Raw genomic sequence first — 22,587 nt, forward strand, 5'->3', positions numbered from 1 at the left:
GATCACCGCACGTGAGCGAGAACCCAGGTCATTGCTCGAGTGACCGCACTGCGTGCTTCGTCGGTGTGATCGAGCATGTCGAATCCGTGTCGTCCGTCTGGTACCTCGATGATCTCGAGGTTCGCACCGTGGGCTGCCTCGACAAAAGCGTGTACCCCCGAGACGAATTCAGGACGATCGCGACCCACACGCGTGAGCAGAATCGGCAGTTCGCCCGAATCCGACACGGCAAGAGTGGGATCGAATCGCGGCTCGACGCCCCATTCAGGGAGGTTCTGTAGTACCGGGTATGTCAATGCGAGGCAGGTCAGCCACGCCGGAGAGTCTCTCAGCCAGTCGGCAGCAAGCAACCCGCTCCCGGAAAAGAACCACAGCGCAACTCGATTCGGATCGACTCCGGGGAGTTGTCGAACCTCGTCGAGTCCGATGGCGATCTCATCGGCAGCTGCAGCACACTCGGCCAACGAAGCCATGTGATGTTCGAGTACGACACCGACGACCCCTGCTGCCGCGGCGATGGATCCGTACCCGACGAAGACCGGTTGATCTCGCGGTCGCCATTCGACGCCCGGCGGACGCGGACCGCCGTGAACGAAGACGACTGCGGGCCGAAGTGCATCGTCACCGGGTGCGTTGTTCGGTGCCCGATAGACGTCGAACGAATCGTGGCATTGACGTAGTGCGTCGGGCGTTGCAAGCACGAACGGCTGCGGTTCCATTCACTTACCTCCGTTCACTTACCTCCGTCGATGGTGCGCTGGAAATGGTCGATCGCCCAGCGGGCCCAGTCGGCCAGAGCGTCGTCTGCGCGGATTCCGTACTCCGCGGCGATATGCCCGAACGCCGAGGGCCCTTCGGGGACGAGATCGCGGTTCGGTTCCCGTACACGGCGGAGCTCCGCCGCCTCCGACTCCGCATGCTCGAGAATCTGCGTCAGCACGTCGACCGCGTCCTGGGGCTCGAGAGCCGACAGCAGGAACAGCCGAAGGATATTTTCGTTCCGCACAACAGCCGGGCGAATCGGGGTCTCGACCAGCCACCGCCTGAGTTCGTCTCGTCCGGCCTCGGTGATGGAGTACGTCCGCCTGCCCCGCGCTCCACGTTCGATCACCTCGATGTGACCGGCAGCGTCGAGGCGGTTCAGCTCCGGATAGATGCTGGTGTGCCCGGCTGTCCAGGCATGTTTGCCTATTCCTTCTGCGCTCAGGGCTTCGGTGAGGTCGTATCCGCTACGCGACTCGATGGCGAGAAGGCCGAGCAGTGCGTGCGGGAGCGACATACCGAAAGCTTAGATTCCAATTTCGACATGTCAAGAGTGGCACGTCGCCGTCCTTCACTCGGCGATGTTCCGACCGGGATGGGTTTGGACAGCACGATCGGATGCGTGAATTCTTGTTGTGTGAACACAGTAACTACCTCGCGCACCGGGGTGAGCACGCCCGTCGTTGCGCTGATGGCCGTCGCCACCGGACTCTCCGCCGGCGGTAACTACCTCAACCAGCCACTGCTCGATCTCATCGCCACCGAGTTCGGTGTCTCGGAATCGGCCGCCGCGGTCTCGGTGACCGTCGCACAGATCTCGTACGCGCTGGGGCTGCTGCTGCTCGTTCCTCTCGGCGATGTGGTGGACCGTCGGAAACTCAGCGTCGGCCTCATGGTTCTCGCCGCAACGGGTCAGGCTGTCACCGGCTTCGCACCGGGACTGTCGTGGCTACTGGTCGGCACCGCTGTCGCGGGCTTGTTCTCGGTCGCCGCGCAGGTCATCGTTCCGTTTGCCGCGTCGATGGCACACCCGGAACAGTCCGGACGCATCGTCGGCATCGTGATGGGCGGACTGCTGACGGGAATCCTGCTGGCTCGCAGCATCTCGGGACTGCTGTCCTCGGTCACCGGCTGGCAGGGCGTCTACCGGCTCGCCGCGGTGCTGATGCTCATCTCCGCTGCCGGACTGTGGCGGGTACTGCCGCGTCGCACCGCCACGGCGGACGTCACCTATGGCTCGGCGCTGTTCTCCATGGGTCGGCTGGTGCGCACCCACGCGCGGCTGCGCACGCGCGCTCTGCTCGGTGGTTTGGCCTTCGCGTCGGTGAGCACCGTGTTCGCCAGCATGACGCTGTTGCTCTCCGGCGACCGGTTCGGATTCAGTGCCGCACAGATCGGTCTGATCGGACTGACCGGCGTGGCAGGCGCTCTGATGGCCTCGGTCGCAGGCAGACTCGCAGACCGCGGGCTGGTCCAGTGGGCCAGCGGTGCCTGCGCCGTGCTGCTGATCGCGGTATGGCCGTTGTTCGCCCTCGGCGGGCAGTACTGGGTGGTGTTCGTGATCGCGTTCGTGCTCGTCGACCTGGCTTTGCAGGGCGTGCACGTGAGCAATCAGAATGTCGTCTACGCCCTGGATCCGGCCGCTCGCGCCCGCATCAACTCCGTGTACATGACCACGTACTTCGTGGGCGCGTCAGCCGGCTCTGCCGTCGGCACACTGGCCTGGGAACACTTCGAGTGGACGGGCGTCTGCGTCGCCGGAGCCGGATTCGCCGTCCTCGCCCTACTGGTGTGGCTGTGGGACATGCAGGTCGAACGGCGTCACCAGCGAGCCAATGCCCTCAACGATTCCGGTGTGCCCGCGTAGTGGTTGACGTCGGTGCGCCCGTCGATTCCGGGGATCGTGCCGCGGTCGGTGAACTGCCAGAACAGCCATTCGGTCCAGCCGCCGGGTAAGGGCCCCAGCTCGTCGTTGTAGTCGGCGATCCACAGCGGGTAGTTGTTGAACTCGTGGGTGTCGGCCATCGCCGTCCGCCAGAAGTTGGGATACGTGTAGATGATCGGCTGACGTCCGGTCAGCGTCTGAACGGTGTTGAGGTATCGGTGCGCCCAGTCGATCAGCTCGGCAGGAGACTTGCCTTTGGCGTCTTCGAGGTCGAGTACCGGCGGCAGATCGCCCGGGCCGTTGATGCCCAGCACCAGCGCGGAGTAGTACGCGCCCTGCAGTTCCGGGGAGAGAGTCACATCGGCGTAGTGGTACGCCCCACGCGCCACGGACGCCGTACGCATGACGATCGAATCCTCGACGAAGTACGGGTTGACGTAGTCCAGACCCTCGGTCGCCTTGACCATCGCGAACCCGTGGCCTGCGGCTTTGACGGTGTGCCAATCGATGGCAGTGCCGTCGATGTGTTGCCACGACGAGACGTCCGGTCCCTGCGGAACGGCAGAGGCGACCGCGGGCACGGCACACGTGATGACGCCGACAGACAGGATTCCGAAGAGTGCACGAACTGTGCGAGAGAAGACCACCGGGCTGAGGCTAGGGGCCCGGACCTGGGCACTCAATGGTGAACAGTCACTAATGCGTTCTGTCCACGGACGTGGTTGAGTCGACGGTAATGAGACGTGGGTAACACTCACGCTGCCGACGGCGACATACCCAGAGTCGGCACGAACAAACCCTATGGAAACACGAACTACATCTCTTGGCTCGGAGGCGCACCCATGACTGTCGTGAACGATCTTCCCCATCTGGCCCTCACGGAGCTCGACCCGTCGAACTATGCGGTACCCACTATTGCGCCGATCCGAACCACCGGCCATCTCGATCCCGTGTTCTGCGTCCACCCGCTGGTGGGTCTGGTCGATTGCTACGCAGGTCTGGCCACTCACGTCGACGACGCCCGGCCCATCTACGGCGTCCAGGTACCGACGTCCGGTGAACGCTCCGAGTCCCTCGCGGCATTGGCCGCCTCCTACGCCGACGACATAGTTCGTGTCCAGCCCGCCGGTGCAGTCCACCTCCTGGGGATGTCGTTCGGCGGAGTTCTCGCCCACGCCATCGCCGTCGAACTACAGAGCCGCGGCGTCACCGTGGGCGCGCTGACGCTGCTCGACAGCGACCCGGTCCGGGCCCGCGCCGAGGGAGCGGATCTCCTCGCGTCCATGGGCGACGAGATCGATCGCAGTCACGTCGAGGAGTTGCTGGCCGTCGCCTCGCACAACGACGAGCTCGTTCAGCGGCACCTGCCCGGCATCTACTTCGGCGACATCCTCGCCGTCTCGTCCGTGGGAACCGACTCCGGTTCCGCATGGCATCCCTTCGTGTGCGGCACCGTCGCCAAGTACCTCGTGCCCGACGCCACCTCCTTCGACGTCGTCGGCCCGCTGGTGGACAGCTACCTCAGCTGAGCTTTCGCTCTATCCCAGCCAGTCCAGCACGGCCGCCGCAGTCCACGATTGCTGCATACTCCCGAGCGGCTTGCCGGTGAACGGCTCGTAGTACTCGGCGAAACTGCCGTCGCTGGCCTGCCGCAATCCCTCGTCCCGCAAGGTCAGTGACCGCTCGGACCAACCGCGCCGCGCGAACGCCCACGAGAACAACCACGTCATCACCGGCCACACCGGTCCACGCCAATACTCACGGGCGCGGAAGTCCTTCGACACCGGCGACGTCGACGGCGGGACGGCGTACCGCAGATCCGGATGGCCGCAGAATCGTGTGCCCTCGAATATTCGAAGCAGATTGCGCTCCTGCTCACGGGGCAGACCACCGCACAACAACGGCGCGAACATCGCGATGGTCTCGGTGCCGATCCACTGGCCGGTGCGCAGATCGAAGTCGCGAGCCCCTCCGGAGCGCGCATCCGTCGTCGCGACGACGCCCTTGCGGAACTTCTCGGCCCACGAGCGCAACTCGCGAACGTCGGAGCGCGGACGCGAATGGTCCTCCCCGATGGTGGCGAGCACGTCGCATGCCACTGCGAAGATGGCACTGACGAACACGTCCTCGACAGCGAAACTCATTTTGGTCTTCAACGCGTCGTCGTCGTACCCGACCTGCTTCATCTCCTCCACCAACCAGATGTAGCGGTCGTACTCGAGGTTGCTGGGCCGCTGAGAGGCGTCGGTGATGACCGCCTTGTCCTCCCTGAAGTACGGATCCATCTCTCCGGGAACAACATTGGCGTAGGCCGAATCCCAGCGCGGCGAGTTGTCCATACCCGACTCCCAGCCGTGGAACAACGCGATGCGTCCGTTGTCGTCGACGTCGCGAGCCTGTGCGAGCCAACGATGCCACCGCACCAGATCGCCCCAGCGTCGATCGAGAAACTCCTCGGCGACGGCGCGCGTGGTCCGACCGTGGCGCTTGGAGTGATCGAGGATGCGCTGCACGGCAATCGCGTGCACCGGGGGTTGGGTGATGCCGGAGGTCTGCGGGTTCATCGGAGCCTGCGGGGCGAGGGTACCGGTGGCCCACCGCGCCGGACCGGGAAAGTAGCCGTCGACCCCGTTGGCGAAGACGATGTGCGGGATCATCCCGTTCTTCCACTGCGCCGAGAGCAGCGTGTCCATTTCCACCACGGCACGCTCGACACTCAGCGGTGCCAGCCCGACGGAGACGAATGCCGCGTCCCAGCTCCACATGTGCGGATACAGCCTCGGGGCCGCGCTGGTCATGGTGCCCAGGTCGTTTCCTCGAAGCAGGTACGCCGCCCGTGCCGCCAACTGCGTGGAAGTGAAACCTCGATCGCCCATGCAGACAGTTTGCGTCCATACGCGCAATTCCGCTCGTTTGGATTGCGGACCGAATCTGACCGCTATCGAGCCTAGTGTGAATTTCACCAGCGACCAGGAGGAAAAGATGACCACCGAAAGCACCGACATCGTGAAAATGCTCGCCGAACAGCGCGCCAACTTTCTCATCACCGTCCGCGGAATCACCGACGAGCAGGCACGCACCCGAACGACCGTCAGCGAGCTGACCCTGGGCGGGCTGCTGCACCACGTTGTCAGCAACGAACGGCACTGGATGAAGGTGATCGCGGACCTGGACGAGACCGCCGAATTCGACATGGCCAGCGCCGGCAGCGAGTACGTGATGGCGGAGGACGAAACCGTGGCAGGCCTGGTTGCCGAATGGGAAGAGGTGGCGCGGTCCACCACCGATGCCCTCGCAACGTTGGATCTGAACCTGTCCGTCCCGGTCCCGACAGCACCCTGGGCACCCGAACGAATCTGGCAGACTGCACGATTCACCGTGCTGCACATCCTGCGCGAAATCTCGCAGCACGCCGGCCACGCGGACATCATTCGCGAAGAACTCGACGGTGCGAACACCACCCAGACCTGGGCCTCCGAGGCGGGGATGAGCTTCTAGTTAACCTGATTGCATGACTCGTACTGCACTGGTGACCGGAGCAAGCCGTGGCCTCGGGGCCCATATCGCTCGACTGCTCGCTCCGGATCACCACGTGTTGTTGGGGGGACGATCGGCCGAGTCGCTGGAGCCCATCGCGTCGGAATTGGCCGGGTCCACCCCATGGCCGGTGGAGTTGACCGATCCCGACGCCGTGGCGGCCGCCGCGTCGAGCATCGATTCTCTGGACGTGTTGGTGCACAACGCCGGAGTGGCAGCACTCGGGACGGTCGAGGAGTCGACGGCGGAGGAGTGGCGTCGCCAGTACGAGGTGAACGTCATCGCCGTCGTCGAACTCACTCGATTGCTGCTTCCTGCACTGCGCGCCACCAAAGGCCATGTGGTGCTGATCAATTCGGGAGCAGGCATTCGCGCCAACCCGGGTTGGGGCGCCTACGCGGCGAGCAAGTTCGCACTTCGCGCCTTCGGTGATGCATTACGCCTGGAGGAACCGTCGTTGCGAGTGACCTCCGTGCATCCCGGCCGCATCGACACCGAAATGCAGCAGGAAATCGTCGCGCACGAGGGTGGGGAGTACGACGGCTCGAAGTTCTTGCAGCCCAGTACCGTTGCCCTCGCAGTGCGCAATGCAATCGATACGCCGGCGGATGCTCACCCGACGGAAGTGGTGCTTCGCACCAGGTGAGCGAAACTTCGTAGTGGGGGTCGAGTTTCCGCTCACGACAAGGGGTTTGGCGTTGGACTGGTAGTCCGTTGGTTGGATGAACTTGCGCGGGGCATCGGCTACGTAATTTGCATTTTCCGCACCGTCTATAGCAAAACGCCAGTTCAACACAGTTTTGCTCTGCGGATGTGCCGGTGACCTGCGCTACGCTGCCGGTATGGACTTCCGGTCAGGCCGAATACCTGTGGTGACCCCTTCCGCAGGCATCTCCGGTGCAGGCAGGCCCACGGCTGTCGAGCCGCACATTCCACCCGCCGTCGCGAAGCGGATCGCCAGCGCCGTGCAGTCCTCCCGCTCAGAAGGAACCCGCAAGACCTATGCGGCCGCGTGGAGGCGGTTCACCAGGTGGTGCGAGACGAATGGTCACGTGACACTTCCGGCGCACCCGATCACCGTCGCCGCATACCTCGTCGACGCCGCAGACACCCGCACCGAAACAGGGGAGCGGGCCTACGCCGTCGCCACCTTCGGCACTTGGATCGCCGCGATCAACCACCAGCACCGCACCACCGGCCACCTATCTTCGTGCGCACACGAACTCGTCACCGCAACACTGTCGGGGATCCGGCGAGAATATGCGGCAGCGGGGGACCGACCCCGCACCCCGCGGGACCCGTTGCTGGTCGAGGACATCAAACTGCTTGTGGAGACGGCGCGGAAACAATGCAAAGGTTGGGCAGATGAGGTCTTGGAACGCCGCGACTCGGCGATCCTGTTACTCGGGTTCGCCGGTGCGTACCGCCGCAGCGAACTCTCCGAGCTGGTGTGCGGAGACGTCATCATGCATCGGCACGACGGACTGCACGTGCGGCTGCGGAAGTCGAAGACCGACCAGGAGGGCAGGGGAGCGATGAAAGCTCTGCCGTACACCGACTCTCACGAGACGTGCCCGCCCTGCGCGTATGTCCGCTGGGTGCAGGTGGTCGCCGCGTTCGATGTCGGCGGCCGCCCCTCAATCATCCGGCTACTGCGCAAACGGGAACCCTTTGACGGACATGTGTGCCGTGGGGGAGTGCCACGCACCGCCGCACGATCGCCGTTGCTCCGGGCCGTCGCCAAGAACGGCAACCTTGGCAGCACTGCACTCTCGGGCGCTGCGATCCACCAGACCATCCGCCGCCGCGCTGAACACGCTGGCTACGACCCCGCCGCGCTATCCAAACTCGGCGGACACTCGCTCCGCGCCGGCTTCGTCACTCAAGGCACCCGAAACGGTGCCGAAGGATCTGCCATCGCCCGCCAGACCGGCCACGCCAGCCTTGACTCGGTCGAGGTGTACCGACGTGAACACGCACCTCTAATAGGTAACGCTGTCAACGACATTGGGCTATAGCGAGTAAACAAGCGCAATGTCTACGCGTGCAACGCAGTTTGGAACACCAGTTCGATTCCGCAGACCTCGCGTTAGGTCGGTCCAGAGTCGAACTCCGCACTACGAGTACCACCATCATTGGGTACGGCAATTTGGGCGTTTCTGATTCCGCCCGGTCCGCATCGGTTCCCCGCGGTTCCGGTAATCGTCGTAGCGTCGGCAACCGTGGTCGTCGCTGCGCTTGCATTGGTTCTGAGTCGATCGCGACGGATCAGTAGGCAGTCCCTGTTTGTGTGGAGGGCCCCGTTGGTTATTGCCCTCGCCACGACGGCTGGGTTCCGGGCGCTGTCCTCAGTCTGGATGCCTCGAAGTCTTGGTTTCACCTTCACTGCCCTTGACGGTTTGCTGACCTGGCTGGCGGCGAATGCCCTGTCAGGCAGCTGATTGGATCTACCTCGTAGAGCGCCTGGCGGTCGGAGCCCGGACCGGAGGTGCGGTGTCAGCCTTCGCGGCGCTCGGGCAACCGGCGGAATGAACAAACTTCGGGTCCCTCGCACTGAACCAGTATGCAACCAACGCGATTCGTAGATCGACTACCTGGGCGGGAGATCTCGGCGATCGGCGTGCCCTGCCTGTGTAAGCTCGGCCGGCGTCGAGTTCACCATTGTCGGGGCTACGACCGTACTCGTTACAACAGCATGCACTTCGGACCATCCGGCCACCGATTCGGCTCACCCTCCATTCGAAAAGTGTGCCTCGCGAGGATCCCGCTCGAGGCGGGTAGCACCGAGCAACCGGCGCGCGTCCACGGTGGCATCAACCGATCGGTTGATTCGTCAGTAACCATTTGGTTGATGTAGCGGTGCGCATTCTCGGCGACTGTAGATGCATGCCGATTATCGAGGTAACTCATCTGAGCAAAAGGTATGCGGGAGGTCGGGGCGTCGACGACGTGTCGTTTGCCGTCGACGAAGGCGAGATCTTCGGAATTCTCGGACCGAACGGTGCCGGGAAGTCCACTACGGTCGAATGTATCGGCGGTCTTCGGGTACGCGACGGGGGCCATCTCCGGGTCGCTGGTCACGATCCGGGGCGAGAGCCCCTGGAGCTACGGAAGATACTAGGGATTCAACTGCAGGAGTCCGTCCTGCCGGACAAGATGCGTGTCGGCGAGGCAATGGAGTTGTTCGCCTCGTTCTACGACAGGCCCGCGAACACGGACGAGTTGATCGAGCGACTCGGCCTCGGGAAGCACCGGAAAATGTTCTTCGCCAATCTGTCCGGCGGCCAGAAGCAGCGATTGGCGATCGGAATCGCACTGGTCGGGCGCCCTCGCGTGGCCATCCTGGACGAACTCACCACCGGACTCGACCCGCAGGCCCGCCACGAGGTGTGGTCACTTCTCGAGGATCTGCGCTCGACCGGACTGACCCTGCTGTTGGTCTCCCACTTCATGGAAGAGGCGCAGCGTCTGTGCGACCGCGTGGCTGTCATCGCCGACGGCACTGTAGCTGCTCTCGGGTCGCCTGCGGAGTTGGCTGCGCGCGGCGGCAGTGCTCAGATCGTGTCCTTCATTCCTTCTGGTCCGGTGGACGTCGAGGATCTTCGGGTTCTGTCCTCGGTTACCGACGTCGATCAGCACGGCCTCGAAATCCGCGTTGCCGGAAATGAAGACGTTCTCGACGAAGTCCTCGCAGCATTGCGGTCACGCGGCGTCAGGGCCGCACACGTGCGAGTGGATCAGCCCACGCTCGACGACGCGTTCGTATCGCTCGTCACCGACAGGAAGGCAGACCGATGACAGGTCTCGACACATCCGAATCAACTGCTGCACAGAGCTATTCAGTACGCTCGCATCGGATCCTGAGCTCTCTGTTCATTTCCGAGGCACGATTGATGTTGCGCAATGCGGCGTTGCTCGCGTGGGTGGCTGCAATTCCGGTCGTCGCGTCCATCGCCCTCGGCGCGATTCCTGCGACGCGGTCACCGATCGACGGCCTCGATGGGTCCAGCTGGTTCACGGCCTATCAGCCCATTCTGGTGATGTTCTCGGCCGTTCTACTGAGCGTGCAGATACTTCCCGACGTACTCACCAAGTATCGAGAAACCGGAATGCTCAAACGTCTGCGAACAACTCCGGCATCACCGTCTGCGCTACTCCTCGTTCACGTTGCGCTGACCTTGATCATCGAATTGGTCGTCGCGGCCGCTATGGTGCTATTACCCGCCCTGTGCGGTGCGCCGCTTCCCCGCAACGTGGTGGGAGTCACGATCGCCTTCGTGTTCGCGGCGGGTGCGATGCTCGCGATCGGCATGATGCTGGCGAGTGCCATCAGGAATAACAAAGTGGCCACGGCGGTCGGCACCGTCCTGTTCTTCGTTCTGCAGTTCTTCGCTGGGCTGTGGCTTCCCCGCGCCGCCATGCCAGGCTGGCTGGTCCACGTCTCGGACGCCACACCCAGCGGCGCGGCAGTCGCGGCGCTCACAGAAAGCGTGCAGGGCGGCTGGCCCGGTCTGATGCATCTGGCGATACTCGGCGCGTGGATGGTGGTGCTCTCTGTCGTATCGGTACGCATCTTCCGTTGGGAGTAGCGGTGTCGACACGCCAGCATCGAGGCGCGAATGCGTGCGACACTGAGCCCATGCGTGTCGAGCGCAGCAGCGCACGCCCCCTCCGCTGGGATCGATTCGATATCCCCCCAGCTCTATTGATCGTGATCCCTGGTGGGTTGTTGGTGGCCTCGGCGGCGATTACCGTTCTCTCCGGGTTCATCGGAGGCGGACGGCCCCTGCTCGAGCTGATCGGGCTGTCCGTCATCGCCTTCGCCCTGCATTTTTCGTGGATCCGCTCGACGGCGTTGTCGAATGCGGCGCGAGTGTCGATCTTCCTCGTTCAGTTCGTGGTCAATGCGGCACTGGTGTGGCTCAGTCCGTTCTACGGCGTCTACGTGGTTACCGGGTATCTGACCGCGCTTTTGATGTTCTCCGGCGCAGCATTCTGGGTTGCCGTGTTCGCGAATGCCGCTCTGTCCGCATCCGCTCAGATCGGCGGAATTGGACAGGTCCCGAATTCGTGGCCCGCATTCGTGTTGCTGGCCGCTATCAACACCGGTCTTGTCTTCGCGTTCACCTGGGTAGGCAGCCGACGCGATCGAATAGTCGAAGAAAGAGAAGCTGCGGTGCGCGCACTCGAAGCCGCCCAACTGCGGAATACCGAACTCCAAGAACAGCTTCTGCAGCGCGCTCGAGAACGTGGTGTCCTCGAGGAACGAGCCCGGCTCTCTCGCGAGATCCATGACACCGTCGCGCAGGATCTCGTGGCCATCGTCAGCCAACTCGAAGCCATCGACGGCGACACCGAGTGGAAACCGCGCGTGGAGACAGCCAAGACACTTGCCCGCTCGGGACTGGGAGAGGCGCGTCGGGCCGTCTACGCCTTGCGTTCACCGATGCTCGACGCCCAGCCGCTGCCGTCTGCCCTCGACGAGTTGGTCCGAGCGTGGGCCACAGTCCACGACGTGCGCGCGCACGTTCGCGTCGACGGAGATCCGGTACCCACCGATATGGATCAGGACCTGCTCCGCATTTGCCAAGAAGCGCTGTCGAACGTATTCCGCCATGCCGAGGCGAAATCGGTCGACGTCCGTCTGTCCTACGTAGACGAGGGCGTACTTCTCGACATCCAGGACGACGGGCAGGGATTCGAGCTGCGCCACGTCCGAGAAGGAAACGGCCTCAGAGGCATGCGAGAACGGGTGGCAGCGTCGGGAGGCACCGTGGACGTCACGACGCAGGTCAGCGGAGGTTGCCTGATCAGTGTGGTGGTTCCAGCATGAATACCGACATCACCGTCCTGATCGCCGACGACCATCCCATCGTGCGAGACGGCGTGAGGGGAATGTTGTCCACCGACAGCAGCATTCGGGTGGTCGCAGAAGCATCGTCCGGTCCGGAAGCGTTCGCTCTCGTCGCTCGTCATGACCCGGACGTACTGCTGATCGATCTTCGGATGCCCGACGGCGACGGCGTCCCGACCATCACCGATCTGCGGCGACGCAACGCAGATCGTCCAAAGATCCTGGTATTGACCACCTTCGACTCCGATCGAGACATCGCCACCGCCATCGATGCCGGCGCCGATGGCTACCTTCTCAAAGCGCTGAGCCGTCAGGAGCTGATCGCGGGCGTCGTCGATGTCGCTGCCGGGCGCAGTGTCTTGTCACCGAGTGCAGCGCATAGCTTGCTGGCTCGACGCACAGTAGAAAATCTCACCGGACGCGAGGTAGAAGTTCTGAAAAGAATCGCCCTCGGCGGCACCAACCGCACCGTTGCGCAGGCTCTCGTGATCAGTGAAGCCACGGTCAAGACCCATCTGCTGCACATCTACTCCAAACTCGGGGTTCGCGACCGAGCCGCAGCAGTTCGAGTGGCATACGAACGCGGGCTTCTCGGCTGACCGGCATACCCGCCCGCCCCCGCCTCGGAAGCTGTTGATTTGAGCCTGACGTAACGTAAGCGTCTAGCTTCAGGGCATGACCATCACGGTTCTGGACACACATGCTGGTATCGACCATGTCCTCAGCGGCCCGGTCGCAGAACGCTCGGCACGACTGATCTCGATGCTTACTCCTATGGCGGGGATGTACCGGTACTTCTCGGGCGAAGTCGATCTCGAAGCAATACACCGGATGAGCTTCGTTCGTGCATGGACCGGTTCGGACGGTGATGTACGAAAAGCGTTGCAAATAAACAAATATAGAGTCCAGAGTAGTTCAGGTAAATCCACTTCTAGGGACTTAGAATCCGCACAGTGTCGGTTCGAGTCCGACTGGGGGCACCAGAGTCCATGTGGATCCGAAAATTTCTGCCAGCCGACGAGTTCCGGCGGGTGTCGTGGACTTCGGTGAACTTCGCTGGTTTTGAATAGACAAGTAAAGCAGCAGATTTGAAATCCACTGACGGGCCGGAGCCTGCTTAATCGCTTCCAGGCAAGTATGCGCAGTTCAGGGCAGGTCGCTGCGCCGAAATTCGGCGTAGTTACTTCGTCGACAACAACGATCTCACCACATAGATTTGCGGCAAACCGAAGCCCATTTTTTCGGTTGCGGCGCGAGTACAGGGTGGTCATGGCACCATCAGACCGGCGGGTCGGGACCACATAAACGAAAGTAGCCACCCAGATGCGCAAGACCACAACCGCCGCCCTCGCGGCCGCAGCCGCGATACCTATTGTCTTCCTCGCCGCTACACCCGCCTCGGCAGCACCCGGCGACGTCGCCGCCGTCTTCACCGCTACACCCAACAGAGGGGGAGGGGACAGCACTGTCACCGGAACATTCACCGCAACGGGAGAAAACGCGCCGGCCTACTGCATGATGGTCGACAACAATGTCATCAGTGACGCCGGCGGAGAACGCAATTTCGTACTGGTTGGCAACGCGTACGCATCCAGCGACACACCCAACGCAATCACGGTCGTCGACATGTCCGTGCCTGCCGGCACCTACTCCATCGACTGGGTGTGCTTTCAGAACTCGGGAGTTCTGGACGGTACGAAGTACAACACCGGCGACGACAGCTACGGCGAACCGACGACACTCGTAGTCCCGGTCGCACCTGAAGCGCCAGGTTGCATCGGATCGGTTTGCCTCCCCACTGGATCAGCATTCGGGTTCTGACACCGAAGCGCACGATACTCCGCCACTTCCTGAGTGGCGGGGCATCGTGGGTGCTTTGAGCATCTGCAATAGAGACGTATCGGTCACCGCAGAGATGCAGTCGAGCGAGGACCGTGCCGCGCAATTCCGAGATCTTCTCCTCCGGCCGCAATTCAGTGGCATATCGGATCGCCTTCGACGTGACAAGGTATCCGATCCTGACGCCGCCACCGAACTCTTTTCGGGGCCCATCTTTGATCGCTGGTTGCTCCGCACAGGTCCGTTCGACTCATCGTGGGTAGCGTGTCACGTCGCTCGCACGGTCCGCGCCTATCCCGACGGTCCGGACCATGCCGATCGAGCCGGATGCCGGTGCCATTTCCTCGTCTGGGCACTGTCGAATCAGAACAAGCAGACCTCAGTGCTGTAAACGGTGAGCTGCATCGGTGTTCATCTTCGTTCGGGCCGGGTGGCGCTCCCTGCCGACGTTGCGGAGGGGTGCGTCACGGCGGCGAGGGCGAGTCCGACGATGAACCCGCCGGTGAATGCGAGCCCGTGAGCGTCGCCCGTTACCACGAGACCGGCACCGACGATCACTGCTACGCCCGATGCGACCACGACCCCTCGGGTCAGGCCACGCACGAGAAGCATGCTCAGTACAGACGTGGCCAAGAAGAACGTCGCGCCCGAGTTCCCCCCTCCTGCAGACGGATATAGGTAGACGGCAGGCAGATCGAATGCCGCCGTCGCGAACACGAACAGTCCTCCCGTCCTCAGCCCGCCCCACAGCGGAACTGCGAGCGCTGCGACGATGTACAACACGACGAGGTTGGTGACCGTCCCGAATACCCCACCGTCCTGAACGTAGGCCGAGGTGATCAGTCGCCACCACTCATGACCGTCGCGGATCGCATCCGGTTGCCGGGAGAGTGCGTCGTATATGGCCGGCACAGCGAACTGCGCAATGGACGGAACCGCGACCATCGACCACAGGACAAGCGCAGATCGGTGCGGCCTGCGCATCAAGGCACCGGCGTCGATGACGGTGTCGACCCCACGGAACACCGCGAAGATCACGACGGCATACGCCAGCGCGTTCAAGCCCCCGCCACCCGATGTAGTCACTGTTGCAGCCTGAACCACATCTCGCGCGCGCGCAACGACATCAGACGAAACGCTCGCAGGCTCGATAGGATCGGGCGGGGGTGGAGGTTCGAGCAGTTGGCGACGCACGCCGCACAGAGCCAAGCTTTCTCTCACTGTCCGGCGGGGAGCGGCAACGAGTTCTGATCGCACGCGCGTTCGCGCAGGAACCGAAGGTGCTGGTACTGGACGAGCCGACCAACCATCTCGACGTCCACCATCAATATGCTGTGCTCTCCGCCGCGAAAAAGCTCGGTGTCACCGTCGTCGCTGCCCTGCACGACCTCAACCTCGCAGCCCAGTACTGCGACCAGCTGTTCGTGCTCGGTGCCGGGCGGCTGGTGTGCTCGGGCACCCCCGCCGAGGTCCTCACTGCCGACGTTCTGCGGCGCTGGTTCGAGATCGGTGGCCACATCATCACTCACCCCCGACTGGGCGTCCCCCAGATTATTTTCGACGAGAAGGAGTACCGATGACACATCCGAGACGGAACTGGGTGCCGATCGCTGCAACCACCCTGGCGCTGAGCGCCTGCGGCGCAGAGGTGGAGACCGCAGCAGAACCAGGCGGCGCGGCCGTCACCGTCGCCAACTGCGATGAGCCGTTGACCGTTGATGGCGTTCCGAAGCGCGTGGTCACCAACGACACCGGAATCACCGAGATGATGTTCGCGCTCGGCCTGGCAGACCGAGTCGTCGGCTTCTCCGCGCAAGCATCGAAGGACGGGGACATCGAATCCTCGCCCTGGAAAGTCGATTTCGAGGCCACACCCGATATCGGTGACACCTTCACCAGTGAGGCGGTCCAGGCCGCGAATCCGGACTTCGTCTTCGCCGGCTGGAACTACGGATACAAGGAATCGACCGGTCTGACACCGGACTGGGTGCGCAGCATCGGTGCCACCCCGTATCAGCTCACAGAGGCATGCCGTCAACCCGGCACCACGCAGCGCGGAATCATGGACCCGCTCGACGCGCTGTACGCCGATATCGAGAACCTCGGCGATATCTTCGACGTCCGTGACCGCGCCGACGATCTCGTCGCCGGGTACCGCGAACAAGTTGCGGAAGCGAACGCAACAGCACCGGCCGGGCAGGATCCGGCACGAATGTTCCTGTTCGACAGTGCGACCCCGGAACCGTTCACCTCCGGCCGTACAGCAGCCCCATCGCAGATCTTCCGAGAAGCCGGCGGCAGCAACATCTTCGACGACATCGACAACTCGTGGACCACCGCCTCCTGGGAGGCCGCAGCTCAGCGCGACCCGCAAGCGATCGTCATCGTCGACTACAACTCCGGCGCGGGGGAGACCGTCGAGGCGAAAATCGAACAGCTACGGCAACATCCGCTGATGTCGGGTACGACCGCGGTCCGCGAGAACAACATCACGGCCCTTCCCTACGCGGCGCTCGTCGAAGGCCCACGCAACCCGCAGGCGGTGACTTTCGTCGCGGATTTTTTGCGGTCGAAGGGTCTGTAACAGCGATCGCGGCACGCGACGCTTTTTACCTTGGTGACCGGTACATCGGAGCGACTCGAAACGCTGCATGTGGATAGGAGATGGACACAGTGGCATTGGATCGATCCAGACCGACAGTCATCGTATGCCGCGGATGCTGCTGCGGCACTAGCGACAAGCATCCGGACATCGACCACGACGCCGAACTCGAGAGTTTGCGTCACCTGGTCGATGGTGTCGCTAACTTTCGCGTCACCGAGTGCCTTGGACCATGCGAACGATCGAACGTTGTCGTGGTTGCCCCATCCAGATGCGGACATCGAACCGGTGGCCGACCAACGTGGCTTGGTTTCGTTCTGGGGGGCAGGAATGAAGGAAGAGATCGCAGGTTGGCTCTGCAACGGAGGACCTGGGCTTGCCGAGATTCCGGCGTCTCTCGCTTCGCACTGCTTCGAGCAGCGTCGAAAATAAGCTCAGGGTGCGGACTTTCCTACCGGTGTCCTGTCCGTCGCTTCAATGAACGACCCGACAGGCCTCGGATCGCGCTTCAACGCAACGTCGTCGGGTTCTAAGCGTGACGAGGCTATCTCCAAATTGACGACGGCGGTAACAAGGGTACGAAAGGCAAAGGACTTCGACATTGACGGTAAGCATGCAGACGCTGTTGCGCAACTGAAACTGCTGTTCGATCAGTAGTTCGGCCTAGGCCGAGCCGTCGTGTGCAGCATGACAGAAACCGTCAAGATATCTTGACGGTGCGGTAACTGTCGTAAGCGCACCGTCCACGTCTCGAGTTCGCCTACAACCACCCCATCCGTCGCTCAGAGGTCGTCGAGTTTCACTATCCCGTCTTGCAGGGCCCGGGCGACGAGTGTCGCCTTCGTCGGCGCAGCCCGGCCGACGCGGGAGTATTTGTCCCGAATTCGGGTCAGGTGGGTGTTGACGGTTCCCAGCGCGATGTGGAGGCGTGCACCGACCTCGACTTTGGAGTCGCAGTCCAACCAGACCTTCAGGACTACGACCTCGCGCTCGGTCAGCCCGGGTGACGCGTAGACCGGCGCTGGTCGTTGGCCAAGGATGCGCCCCGGCGCAAGAGCAGTGCGCGTGACGGGCGGCCTCGGGCCGAGGGGGTTGCGCACAGTCCTGGGCACTGCGACTCGGGTCTGCACTTGGGGTCGATGATCGATCAACACCATCTGATCCTCCTCGAGATACCGGCCTTGAGGCCGATGTACATCGGACCACGGGCGTTGAACCCTCTGCAACACAAACCAATTCGAGAAGAATGTCCATTTGAGTGTGTCGTCTACACCGGGATGTAGTCTGAACTAAACCGTGCGGGCTCGACCACTGAATTGCTATAGTTCGTGATCTATTCAGGTGCTGTGAAGTCCAGTGAAGGCGGTTGACGTTGAACCCTAGGTCTGTCCCGCGTGAGCAATTTCTCCACGCCGGATACCGGCTCCTGAGCGAAGTGGACATGACCGATCTCGCCCGGTCGCTGTCCATCTCGGCGGTAGTCGACGGTGCTGGGCTGTCGCATCAAACATTCCACAACACGTACCCCGGCAACTCTCGTAGCGGAGGTTCCGGCGGCAAAGAAGCGTTTGTGGCGGATCTGCTCGACAACCTCACCGTGAATTACAGCGGCACTGCACCCACCGATCCACCTGCCGGGCTGCGAGACGCGGCCGCACCGGTATCCGCCCTGTTCGAGGACCTGACCTCCGGCCTGATGCGGCGGCGCCTGATCGCCACCTTGCTGGCTTCGGACCACGACGGGGCCCGCAAGGCGGTCACTCCAGAATTCGAGCGACTGGATGCAGACCTGCGCACCAAGGTGGGTCAGGCGATTCAAGCTCAGGGCGGGTCCGTCCGCCAACCAATGTCACTGACCTCCCTCTCTACCGTCCTCGGAGCTCTGCTGGACGGACTCGCACTCCGAGAGATGCTGACTCCCGGGTCCTTCTCCGGGGACGACATCGCTGCAGCGACCACCTCGATCCTGCGGTGGGCGATCGATCCACTGCATTCCGATCGACAGACACCCGACCCCGAACCGGCATACCCTTTCGACGACTCCGACGCTCTACGGCCAGACCTCGAGGCCGACGTGATCGCCGCAACGGAGGCTCTGTTCGTCGACAACGGATACTTTCTCGTCACCCTCGCCGATATCGCGGCGGCCGCACGCCTCCGAGCCGACGACCTTCGACGGCTGTTCCCGAGCAAAGTCGACATCATCGTCGCCGCGCTGAAACCGAAATTCGATCGCGTCCTGCGACTACGTCGAGCCGACGAGCGCCTCGGCATCGAACCTGCAATCGCATTGCGCCGCACCCTGATCGAAGTTGGGGAATTCGTGATCGACAACCGTGCCATGAGTTCCGGGATGCTGCTCGCCTTGAGCTTCGAGCAGTTTCAGCAACCCAACACCGTGACCACAGTTCTGGAAAACCTCTACCTTCCATCTGCCGTGGTCCCGATCCTCGAACGGGGACGCGAAGCGGGCGTGTTCAGCGATGAAGCACCGACGATCGAGGCTGCAATCATGCTGACCAACAACGTCCTGTTTCGATGCCTGACGCGGCCGACCGAAACGGCGATCGACGTTGTCGACGGCGTTCTCCGCCTGCTCATGCCCGGCATCGCAACTAGGACCCCATAAGGGTGCCGCACCACCGCGCCCATGCTTGCGGCGTGGCGAGGTGAGTGTGACCGAAATCGATCCCATGCACTGGGATCGATTGTCACGACTGTCGCAGCACCTGCTCGACGACATCGAAGTGGGATCCGGAGACGACGGCACCTGGTATGTGAGTCGCGATATCGAGGCCGCGTTACTTCGACGCACGGTCCAAGGATCCGAGCCACAGATAGTCGTCGGTGGAGCCGGGCACGGAAAGTCGACACTGCTGTGGTCGCTCCACCGAGCGCTACAGGAGCAGGGGCTCCATCCGTTACTGGTCTCTGCCACCTGGCTCCATCCCGGCGACGACGGCATTCGTACAGCCTCGACCGCCGAGATCATCTCCGCCGTAACCGGTCGACCCGGCGCAATACTGCTGCTCGATTCCGCGGACCTGATGCTGCACAGCCGCTCTGCTCGCCACGACATCATCGACCTGGTCACAGTGCTCGCTCGGACGGCAGTCCCCGTGGTTCTGACGACCAGGCCGCTCGAAGGACAAAGCCTTCCCACGAACCTGGGGCACAAGATCACCCTCGGGCCGTTCTCTTCGAACTCGGAACTTCCGACCGCAATCGAGGCATTGACCGTCGAATTCATCGCCGACGACTCGGTGATGCCACCGAATCCGGTGACGGCGATCCAGTCCGCCCTGGCCCGCGGTGCTCTCGTCGACGACGTGTGCACCAGCCCCTTGCTGCTCAGACTGCTCTTCTCGCTGTCGGCACCACATTTTCCTCAGCTCGAACTCGACGTCACCGGCCTCTACAACCTGTTCTGGTCTCGTCGCATCGTCAGCGATCACCGCTCCGGACCGGAGGTACCGGCTGAGGACTCTGATGACCTGTCGGCCAGTGCCGGGTTTCTGGCGATTGCCATGCTCGCGTTGGGAACACCCGAACCACCCGTCGACGTCGTCGTTCGACGCGCGGCGCAGGTCGCGGCATCGGCGGACCATACGTACGACGACGTGGTCCTGCGCAGACATGTACGGGCACTGACCCGGCGCGGCGTACTGGTCACAACCGACAATCGTGCCCGGTTTCTCCATCAAACGTTCTTCGAGTTCGCCGCCGCCAAGGGGCTTGCCAACAGGGGGGCCGAAGACGAACTGCCGCGATTGATCGCTCGTGTTGCACAGACGCCCGACGATCTGTTCGTCGGTGCCGTGGTCGAACAAACCTTGATCATCCTGGGAGCAGATCTACTGGCCAGACCCGCTGTCCGCGCGAGCTGTCAGACCCTCATCCGCACCGGGCTCCCGTATCCCATCTCGATTGCCATGACCGCGTGGGCGCATCATCCTGCGATACTCGAGCTCACCACGGACATGTTCGCTGCGGTCGCCGATGTCCGGCTGCGTCGATACCTGACGACGCTGCCCTTGCTGGATTCGCGGCAATTCGCCGAGCGTGCACGAGATTTCGGCAACCGGCTCGACATCGTTCCCAGGGGAACAGGAACAGGTACTTTTCACGAAATACTGTCGCCTCACGACAGCTCGGTTCACCCGTCGGATTCGCGGGAGCCTGACGAACTCACCACGTACCAAGAGCGCCTCGTTCGCGCTCTGCACCGCGTGGAGGCACGGCGGCGTGATCTCGAACGTGCCACGGACGAGGCCTACCGTGCGATTCGACGCGCAGCCGGCAGCAAGGACGACGATCATCTCGGCCGTATCTTGTTCAGCATTTCCCGATCTGCGTTCTATCGGTTGAAAGCCGGTTCGAGTTGGAGTGCACCCGGAAGAAAGCTCTGCGCCGACATCGATGCCCACGGGGACACCATCGGCGAGCGCTTCGACCTCACACGTTTGCACGACGCCTATGCGGCCGCGACTCAGGCGGCGGACGATGCCCGCCATGCCAGGGATGGGCAGGGCGGATCCGCAGGTCGATGATGTTCGTCGCCAGTTCCGAGTTTCTCGAGAACTCGAACACGCACCCCGCGCGATCGGATCACAGGGTCCCCCAACGTGATTCCCGTTCACCGCCCGGCCGGCGGTGGACATGATCGAAAGGTCAGGCCATGAACCAGGCAGATCGGCACGACCCGACACACACAGCTCTTCGGCTCGTCCAGTCCATCGCACTCTCGGTACCCGCGTATCGCCGTCTGCTCGCCGAGCACGGAATCGAGATCGACGCGATCGCAACGATGACCGACCTCGCTCGATTGCCGACCACCTCGAAGGACACCTACCGAAGAACCAACATCCTCTCCGATCTGCAGGCCGGCGGACCCGAAGAGGTCGAGACCATCGCGAGCAGCGCAGGGTCGTCGGGAACCCCGACCTTCTGGTCACGCGGACAGCGAAGCACCGATCACGGAGCAGCGATGTTCGGGCACGTGCTGCGGGAATGCGCCGACACCGAACACAGAACGACCCTCGCACTCGTGACGTTCCCACTCGGTCCGTACATCGGAGGTGCCTTCATGTACGCCATGTTGCTCGAACTCCGAAAGCGAGGCCATCGGCTCTCGATAGCGACCCCCGGTATGGATCCCGACGTCATTGCCGAGGTGGTGTCCGAGGCCGCAGATGGTTATCAGCAGATCGTGATCTTCGCGTACCCCCCGATCGCCCGGGACCTCCTCGACACCCATGGAGAACTGCTTCGACGGCACGACGTCGTGATCATCGTCGGGGGTGAACCCGTCAGCGAGGCGTGGCGATCCCTCGTCCACGGCATGCTCGGCGACCCCGACGGAGACCGGGTACGTGTGGTCTACGGGGCAACCGACGTTGGATTCGTCGGCTATGAAACGGCAGCCACGACTGCCATACGTTCGGCGGCAGCTGAGGATTCGGCCTTGAACGGCGCGATATTCGGCACCGAGTACGCCGATGAAGATGTCGTGCAACAACCCGCATTCGTGCAGTATCGACCCGAGTTCACCTACATCGAAGTCGATTCCGACGGGTACTTACTCTTCACCGTGGGTGGAGTGCTGCCACTGGTTCGCTACCGCGTGAACGACAGGGGCCACACGCTCGTCGGTAGCGAAGTCCGCGACCGCCTCGTCGATGCCGGGTATTCCGCTCTCGCTGAAGACATCGACCCGAATGCTCACTACCTGTTGGTGTTCGGCCGTACCGACGTCGCCGCCATCTACAGTGCCGTCAACATCTATCCCGACTACTTCCGACCGGCCGTCGAACACATCTCTCTGGCAACACGATTGACGGGACGGTTCATCGCTCGCTGCGAGACCGACAGCGACCAGCGCCAGACATTGACGCTCGACGCCGAGCTTCGGCCCACACTGGAATCCGATCCCGATACTGCCGAACAACTCCGGCAGCTGTCCATCGCCAGCCTGCGGCAATTGAGCGCGGAATACCGCATCGTGCACGACCAGAAGGGTCACGACGCAGAACCCGTCGTACGCCTGCGCCCGTTCCGCTCCGCCGGCTTCGTCACCGGAGGAAAGCAGAAGTCGATCGACTAGCAACC

The 22,587-nt window shown here is 62.9% G+C and carries 20 protein-coding genes and 1 pseudogene; 15 read left to right on the forward strand and 6 right to left on the reverse strand.

The window, feature by feature from the left end; genetic code table 11:
* Positions 1 to 2: 2 nt before the first annotated feature.
* Complete coding sequence (locus tag ACQR3T_RS10065) at positions 3 to 719, reverse strand: alpha/beta hydrolase (protein ID WP_428693297.1); 717 nt, start codon at positions 717 to 719, stop codon at positions 3 to 5.
* A gap of 14 nt (positions 720 to 733) precedes the next feature.
* Positions 734 to 1,279: a PadR family transcriptional regulator gene (locus ACQR3T_RS10070; protein WP_428693298.1), complete on the reverse strand. Its 546-nt coding sequence runs from the start codon at positions 1,277 to 1,279 to the stop codon at positions 734 to 736.
* A gap of 78 nt (positions 1,280 to 1,357) precedes the next feature.
* Here ACQR3T_RS10070 and ACQR3T_RS10075 point away from each other — a divergent pair, with 78 nt between their 5' ends.
* Entirely contained in the window at positions 1,358 to 2,629 is a 1,272-nt protein-coding gene (locus tag ACQR3T_RS10075) for an MFS transporter (RefSeq protein WP_428693902.1), read from the forward strand.
* On the opposite strand, the gene ACQR3T_RS10080 is transcribed toward ACQR3T_RS10075, so the two are convergent.
* Entirely contained in the window at positions 2,584 to 3,258 is a 675-nt protein-coding gene (locus ACQR3T_RS10080) for a glycoside hydrolase family 25 protein (RefSeq protein WP_428693903.1), read from the reverse strand. The genes ACQR3T_RS10075 and ACQR3T_RS10080 overlap by 46 nt on opposite strands.
* A gap of 231 nt (positions 3,259 to 3,489) precedes the next feature.
* Here ACQR3T_RS10080 and ACQR3T_RS10085 point away from each other — a divergent pair, with 231 nt between their 5' ends.
* Positions 3,490 to 4,176 carry a thioesterase domain-containing protein gene (locus ACQR3T_RS10085; protein ID WP_428693299.1) on the forward strand — a complete coding sequence of 229 codons (687 nt, stop codon included), beginning with the start codon at positions 3,490 to 3,492 and terminating at the stop codon, positions 4,174 to 4,176.
* Between the two features lie 9 nt (positions 4,177 to 4,185).
* Here the strand turns inward: ACQR3T_RS10085 and ggh are convergent, their stop codons facing one another.
* Positions 4,186 to 5,523, reverse strand: coding sequence for a glucosylglycerate hydrolase (gene ggh / locus ACQR3T_RS10090; protein WP_032402738.1), 1,338 nt, complete (start codon positions 5,521 to 5,523; stop codon positions 4,186 to 4,188).
* Positions 5,524 to 5,629: 106 nt separating this feature from the next.
* Here ggh and ACQR3T_RS10095 point away from each other — a divergent pair, with 106 nt between their 5' ends.
* The 8 genes from ACQR3T_RS10095 to ACQR3T_RS10130 all read left to right on the forward strand — a co-directional run bounded on the left by ACQR3T_RS10095 (position 5,630) and on the right by ACQR3T_RS10130 (position 13,859).
* Entirely contained in the window at positions 5,630 to 6,145 is a 516-nt protein-coding gene (locus ACQR3T_RS10095; protein WP_428693300.1) for a DinB family protein, read from the forward strand.
* 13 nt (positions 6,146 to 6,158) lie between these two features.
* The gene (locus ACQR3T_RS10100; protein WP_428693301.1) at positions 6,159 to 6,830 is read left to right on the forward strand and encodes an SDR family oxidoreductase; all 672 of its coding nucleotides are present in this window, start codon (positions 6,159 to 6,161) and stop codon (positions 6,828 to 6,830) included.
* Between the two features lie 196 nt (positions 6,831 to 7,026).
* Complete coding sequence (locus ACQR3T_RS10105; protein ID WP_428693302.1) at positions 7,027 to 8,202, forward strand: integrase; 1,176 nt, start codon at positions 7,027 to 7,029, stop codon at positions 8,200 to 8,202.
* A gap of 868 nt (positions 8,203 to 9,070) precedes the next feature.
* Positions 9,071 to 9,982 (forward strand): ABC transporter ATP-binding protein, encoded by a 912-nt coding sequence (locus ACQR3T_RS10110; protein WP_135044843.1) that lies wholly within the window; start codon positions 9,071 to 9,073, stop codon positions 9,980 to 9,982.
* Complete coding sequence (locus ACQR3T_RS10115; protein ID WP_428693303.1) at positions 9,979 to 10,773, forward strand: ABC transporter permease; 795 nt, start codon at positions 9,979 to 9,981, stop codon at positions 10,771 to 10,773. Before ACQR3T_RS10110 ends, ACQR3T_RS10115 begins: the two co-directional genes overlap by 4 nt.
* A gap of 50 nt (positions 10,774 to 10,823) precedes the next feature.
* Positions 10,824 to 12,017 carry a sensor histidine kinase gene (locus tag ACQR3T_RS10120; RefSeq protein ID WP_135044840.1) on the forward strand — a complete coding sequence of 398 codons (1,194 nt, stop codon included), beginning with the start codon at positions 10,824 to 10,826 and terminating at the stop codon, positions 12,015 to 12,017.
* Positions 12,014 to 12,637, forward strand: a complete 624-nt coding sequence (locus tag ACQR3T_RS10125) for a response regulator (protein WP_135044838.1) — start codon at positions 12,014 to 12,016, stop codon at positions 12,635 to 12,637. Before ACQR3T_RS10120 ends, ACQR3T_RS10125 begins: the two co-directional genes overlap by 4 nt.
* A gap of 724 nt (positions 12,638 to 13,361) precedes the next feature.
* Positions 13,362 to 13,859, forward strand: coding sequence for a hypothetical protein (locus tag ACQR3T_RS10130; protein WP_135044836.1), 498 nt, complete (start codon positions 13,362 to 13,364; stop codon positions 13,857 to 13,859).
* Positions 13,860 to 14,288: 429 nt separating this feature from the next.
* Here the strand turns inward: ACQR3T_RS10130 and ACQR3T_RS10135 are convergent, their stop codons facing one another.
* Positions 14,289 to 14,963, reverse strand: coding sequence for a rhomboid family intramembrane serine protease (locus ACQR3T_RS10135; RefSeq protein ID WP_428693304.1), 675 nt, complete (start codon positions 14,961 to 14,963; stop codon positions 14,289 to 14,291).
* A gap of 122 nt (positions 14,964 to 15,085) precedes the next feature.
* Here ACQR3T_RS10135 and ACQR3T_RS10140 point away from each other — a divergent pair.
* Positions 15,086 to 15,457 (forward strand): annotated as a pseudogene (locus ACQR3T_RS10140) (ABC transporter ATP-binding protein); the annotation flags it as partial.
* On the forward strand, positions 15,454 to 16,461 hold the full coding sequence (locus ACQR3T_RS10145) for an ABC transporter substrate-binding protein (RefSeq protein WP_428693305.1): 1,008 nt from the start codon (positions 15,454 to 15,456) through the stop codon (positions 16,459 to 16,461). The pseudogene ACQR3T_RS10140 and the gene ACQR3T_RS10145, both read left to right, overlap by 4 nt.
* Positions 16,462 to 17,261: 800 nt before the next feature.
* Here the strand turns inward: ACQR3T_RS10145 and ACQR3T_RS10150 are convergent.
* Positions 17,262 to 17,636, reverse strand: a complete 375-nt coding sequence (locus ACQR3T_RS10150) for a helix-turn-helix transcriptional regulator (RefSeq protein WP_428693306.1) — start codon at positions 17,634 to 17,636, stop codon at positions 17,262 to 17,264.
* Between the two features lie 284 nt (positions 17,637 to 17,920).
* Here ACQR3T_RS10150 and ACQR3T_RS10155 point away from each other — a divergent pair, with 284 nt between their 5' ends.
* The 3 genes from ACQR3T_RS10155 to ACQR3T_RS10165 all read left to right on the forward strand — a co-directional run bounded on the left by ACQR3T_RS10155 (position 17,921) and on the right by ACQR3T_RS10165 (position 22,582).
* Positions 17,921 to 19,108 (forward strand): TetR family transcriptional regulator, encoded by a 1,188-nt coding sequence (locus ACQR3T_RS10155; RefSeq protein WP_155293217.1) that lies wholly within the window; start codon positions 17,921 to 17,923, stop codon positions 19,106 to 19,108.
* A gap of 46 nt (positions 19,109 to 19,154) precedes the next feature.
* The gene (locus ACQR3T_RS10160) at positions 19,155 to 21,029 is read left to right on the forward strand and encodes a hypothetical protein (RefSeq protein WP_428693307.1); all 1,875 of its coding nucleotides are present in this window, start codon (positions 19,155 to 19,157) and stop codon (positions 21,027 to 21,029) included.
* Between the two features lie 128 nt (positions 21,030 to 21,157).
* Positions 21,158 to 22,582 carry a phenylacetate--CoA ligase family protein gene (locus tag ACQR3T_RS10165; RefSeq protein ID WP_428693308.1) on the forward strand — a complete coding sequence of 475 codons (1,425 nt, stop codon included), beginning with the start codon at positions 21,158 to 21,160 and terminating at the stop codon, positions 22,580 to 22,582.
* Positions 22,583 to 22,587 lie beyond the last annotated feature (5 nt).

The sequence above is a fragment of the Rhodococcus sp. IEGM1428 genome (assembly GCF_050321865.1).
Classification (GTDB): domain Bacteria; phylum Actinomycetota; class Actinomycetes; order Mycobacteriales; family Mycobacteriaceae; genus Rhodococcoides.

Excerpts from the sequence above, each read along its gene's own strand:
- ACQR3T_RS10100 (WP_428693301.1), top strand. The coding sequence starts at position 6,159 with ATGACTCGTACTGCACTGGTGACCGGAGCAAGCCGTGGCCTCGGGGCC.
- ACQR3T_RS10085 (WP_428693299.1), top strand. The coding sequence starts at position 3,490 with ATGACTGTCGTGAACGATCTTCCCCATCTGGCCCTCACGGAGCTCGAC.
- ACQR3T_RS10105 (WP_428693302.1), top strand. The coding sequence starts at position 7,027 with ATGGACTTCCGGTCAGGCCGAATACCTGTGGTGACCCCTTCCGCAGGC.
- ACQR3T_RS10125 (WP_135044838.1), top strand. The coding sequence starts at position 12,014 with ATGAATACCGACATCACCGTCCTGATCGCCGACGACCATCCCATCGTG.
- ACQR3T_RS10110 (WP_135044843.1), top strand. The coding sequence starts at position 9,071 with ATGCCGATTATCGAGGTAACTCATCTGAGCAAAAGGTATGCGGGAGGT.
- ACQR3T_RS10075 (WP_428693902.1), top strand. The coding sequence starts at position 1,358 with ATGGGTTTGGACAGCACGATCGGATGCGTGAATTCTTGTTGTGTGAAC.
- ggh (WP_032402738.1), bottom strand. The coding sequence starts at position 5,523 with ATGGGCGATCGAGGTTTCACTTCCACGCAGTTGGCGGCACGGGCGGCG.
- ACQR3T_RS10115 (WP_428693303.1), top strand. The coding sequence starts at position 9,979 with ATGACAGGTCTCGACACATCCGAATCAACTGCTGCACAGAGCTATTCA.
- ACQR3T_RS10165 (WP_428693308.1), top strand. The coding sequence starts at position 21,158 with ATGAACCAGGCAGATCGGCACGACCCGACACACACAGCTCTTCGGCTC.
- ACQR3T_RS10130 (WP_135044836.1), top strand. The coding sequence starts at position 13,362 with ATGCGCAAGACCACAACCGCCGCCCTCGCGGCCGCAGCCGCGATACCT.
- ACQR3T_RS10070 (WP_428693298.1), bottom strand. The coding sequence starts at position 1,279 with ATGTCGCTCCCGCACGCACTGCTCGGCCTTCTCGCCATCGAGTCGCGT.
- ACQR3T_RS10095 (WP_428693300.1), top strand. The coding sequence starts at position 5,630 with ATGACCACCGAAAGCACCGACATCGTGAAAATGCTCGCCGAACAGCGC.
- ACQR3T_RS10150 (WP_428693306.1), bottom strand. The coding sequence starts at position 17,636 with ATGGTGTTGATCGATCATCGACCCCAAGTGCAGACCCGAGTCGCAGTG.
- ACQR3T_RS10065 (WP_428693297.1), bottom strand. The coding sequence starts at position 719 with ATGGAACCGCAGCCGTTCGTGCTTGCAACGCCCGACGCACTACGTCAA.
- ACQR3T_RS10145 (WP_428693305.1), top strand. The coding sequence starts at position 15,454 with ATGACACATCCGAGACGGAACTGGGTGCCGATCGCTGCAACCACCCTG.
- ACQR3T_RS10155 (WP_155293217.1), top strand. The coding sequence starts at position 17,921 with ATGACCGATCTCGCCCGGTCGCTGTCCATCTCGGCGGTAGTCGACGGT.
- ACQR3T_RS10120 (WP_135044840.1), top strand. The coding sequence starts at position 10,824 with ATGCGTGTCGAGCGCAGCAGCGCACGCCCCCTCCGCTGGGATCGATTC.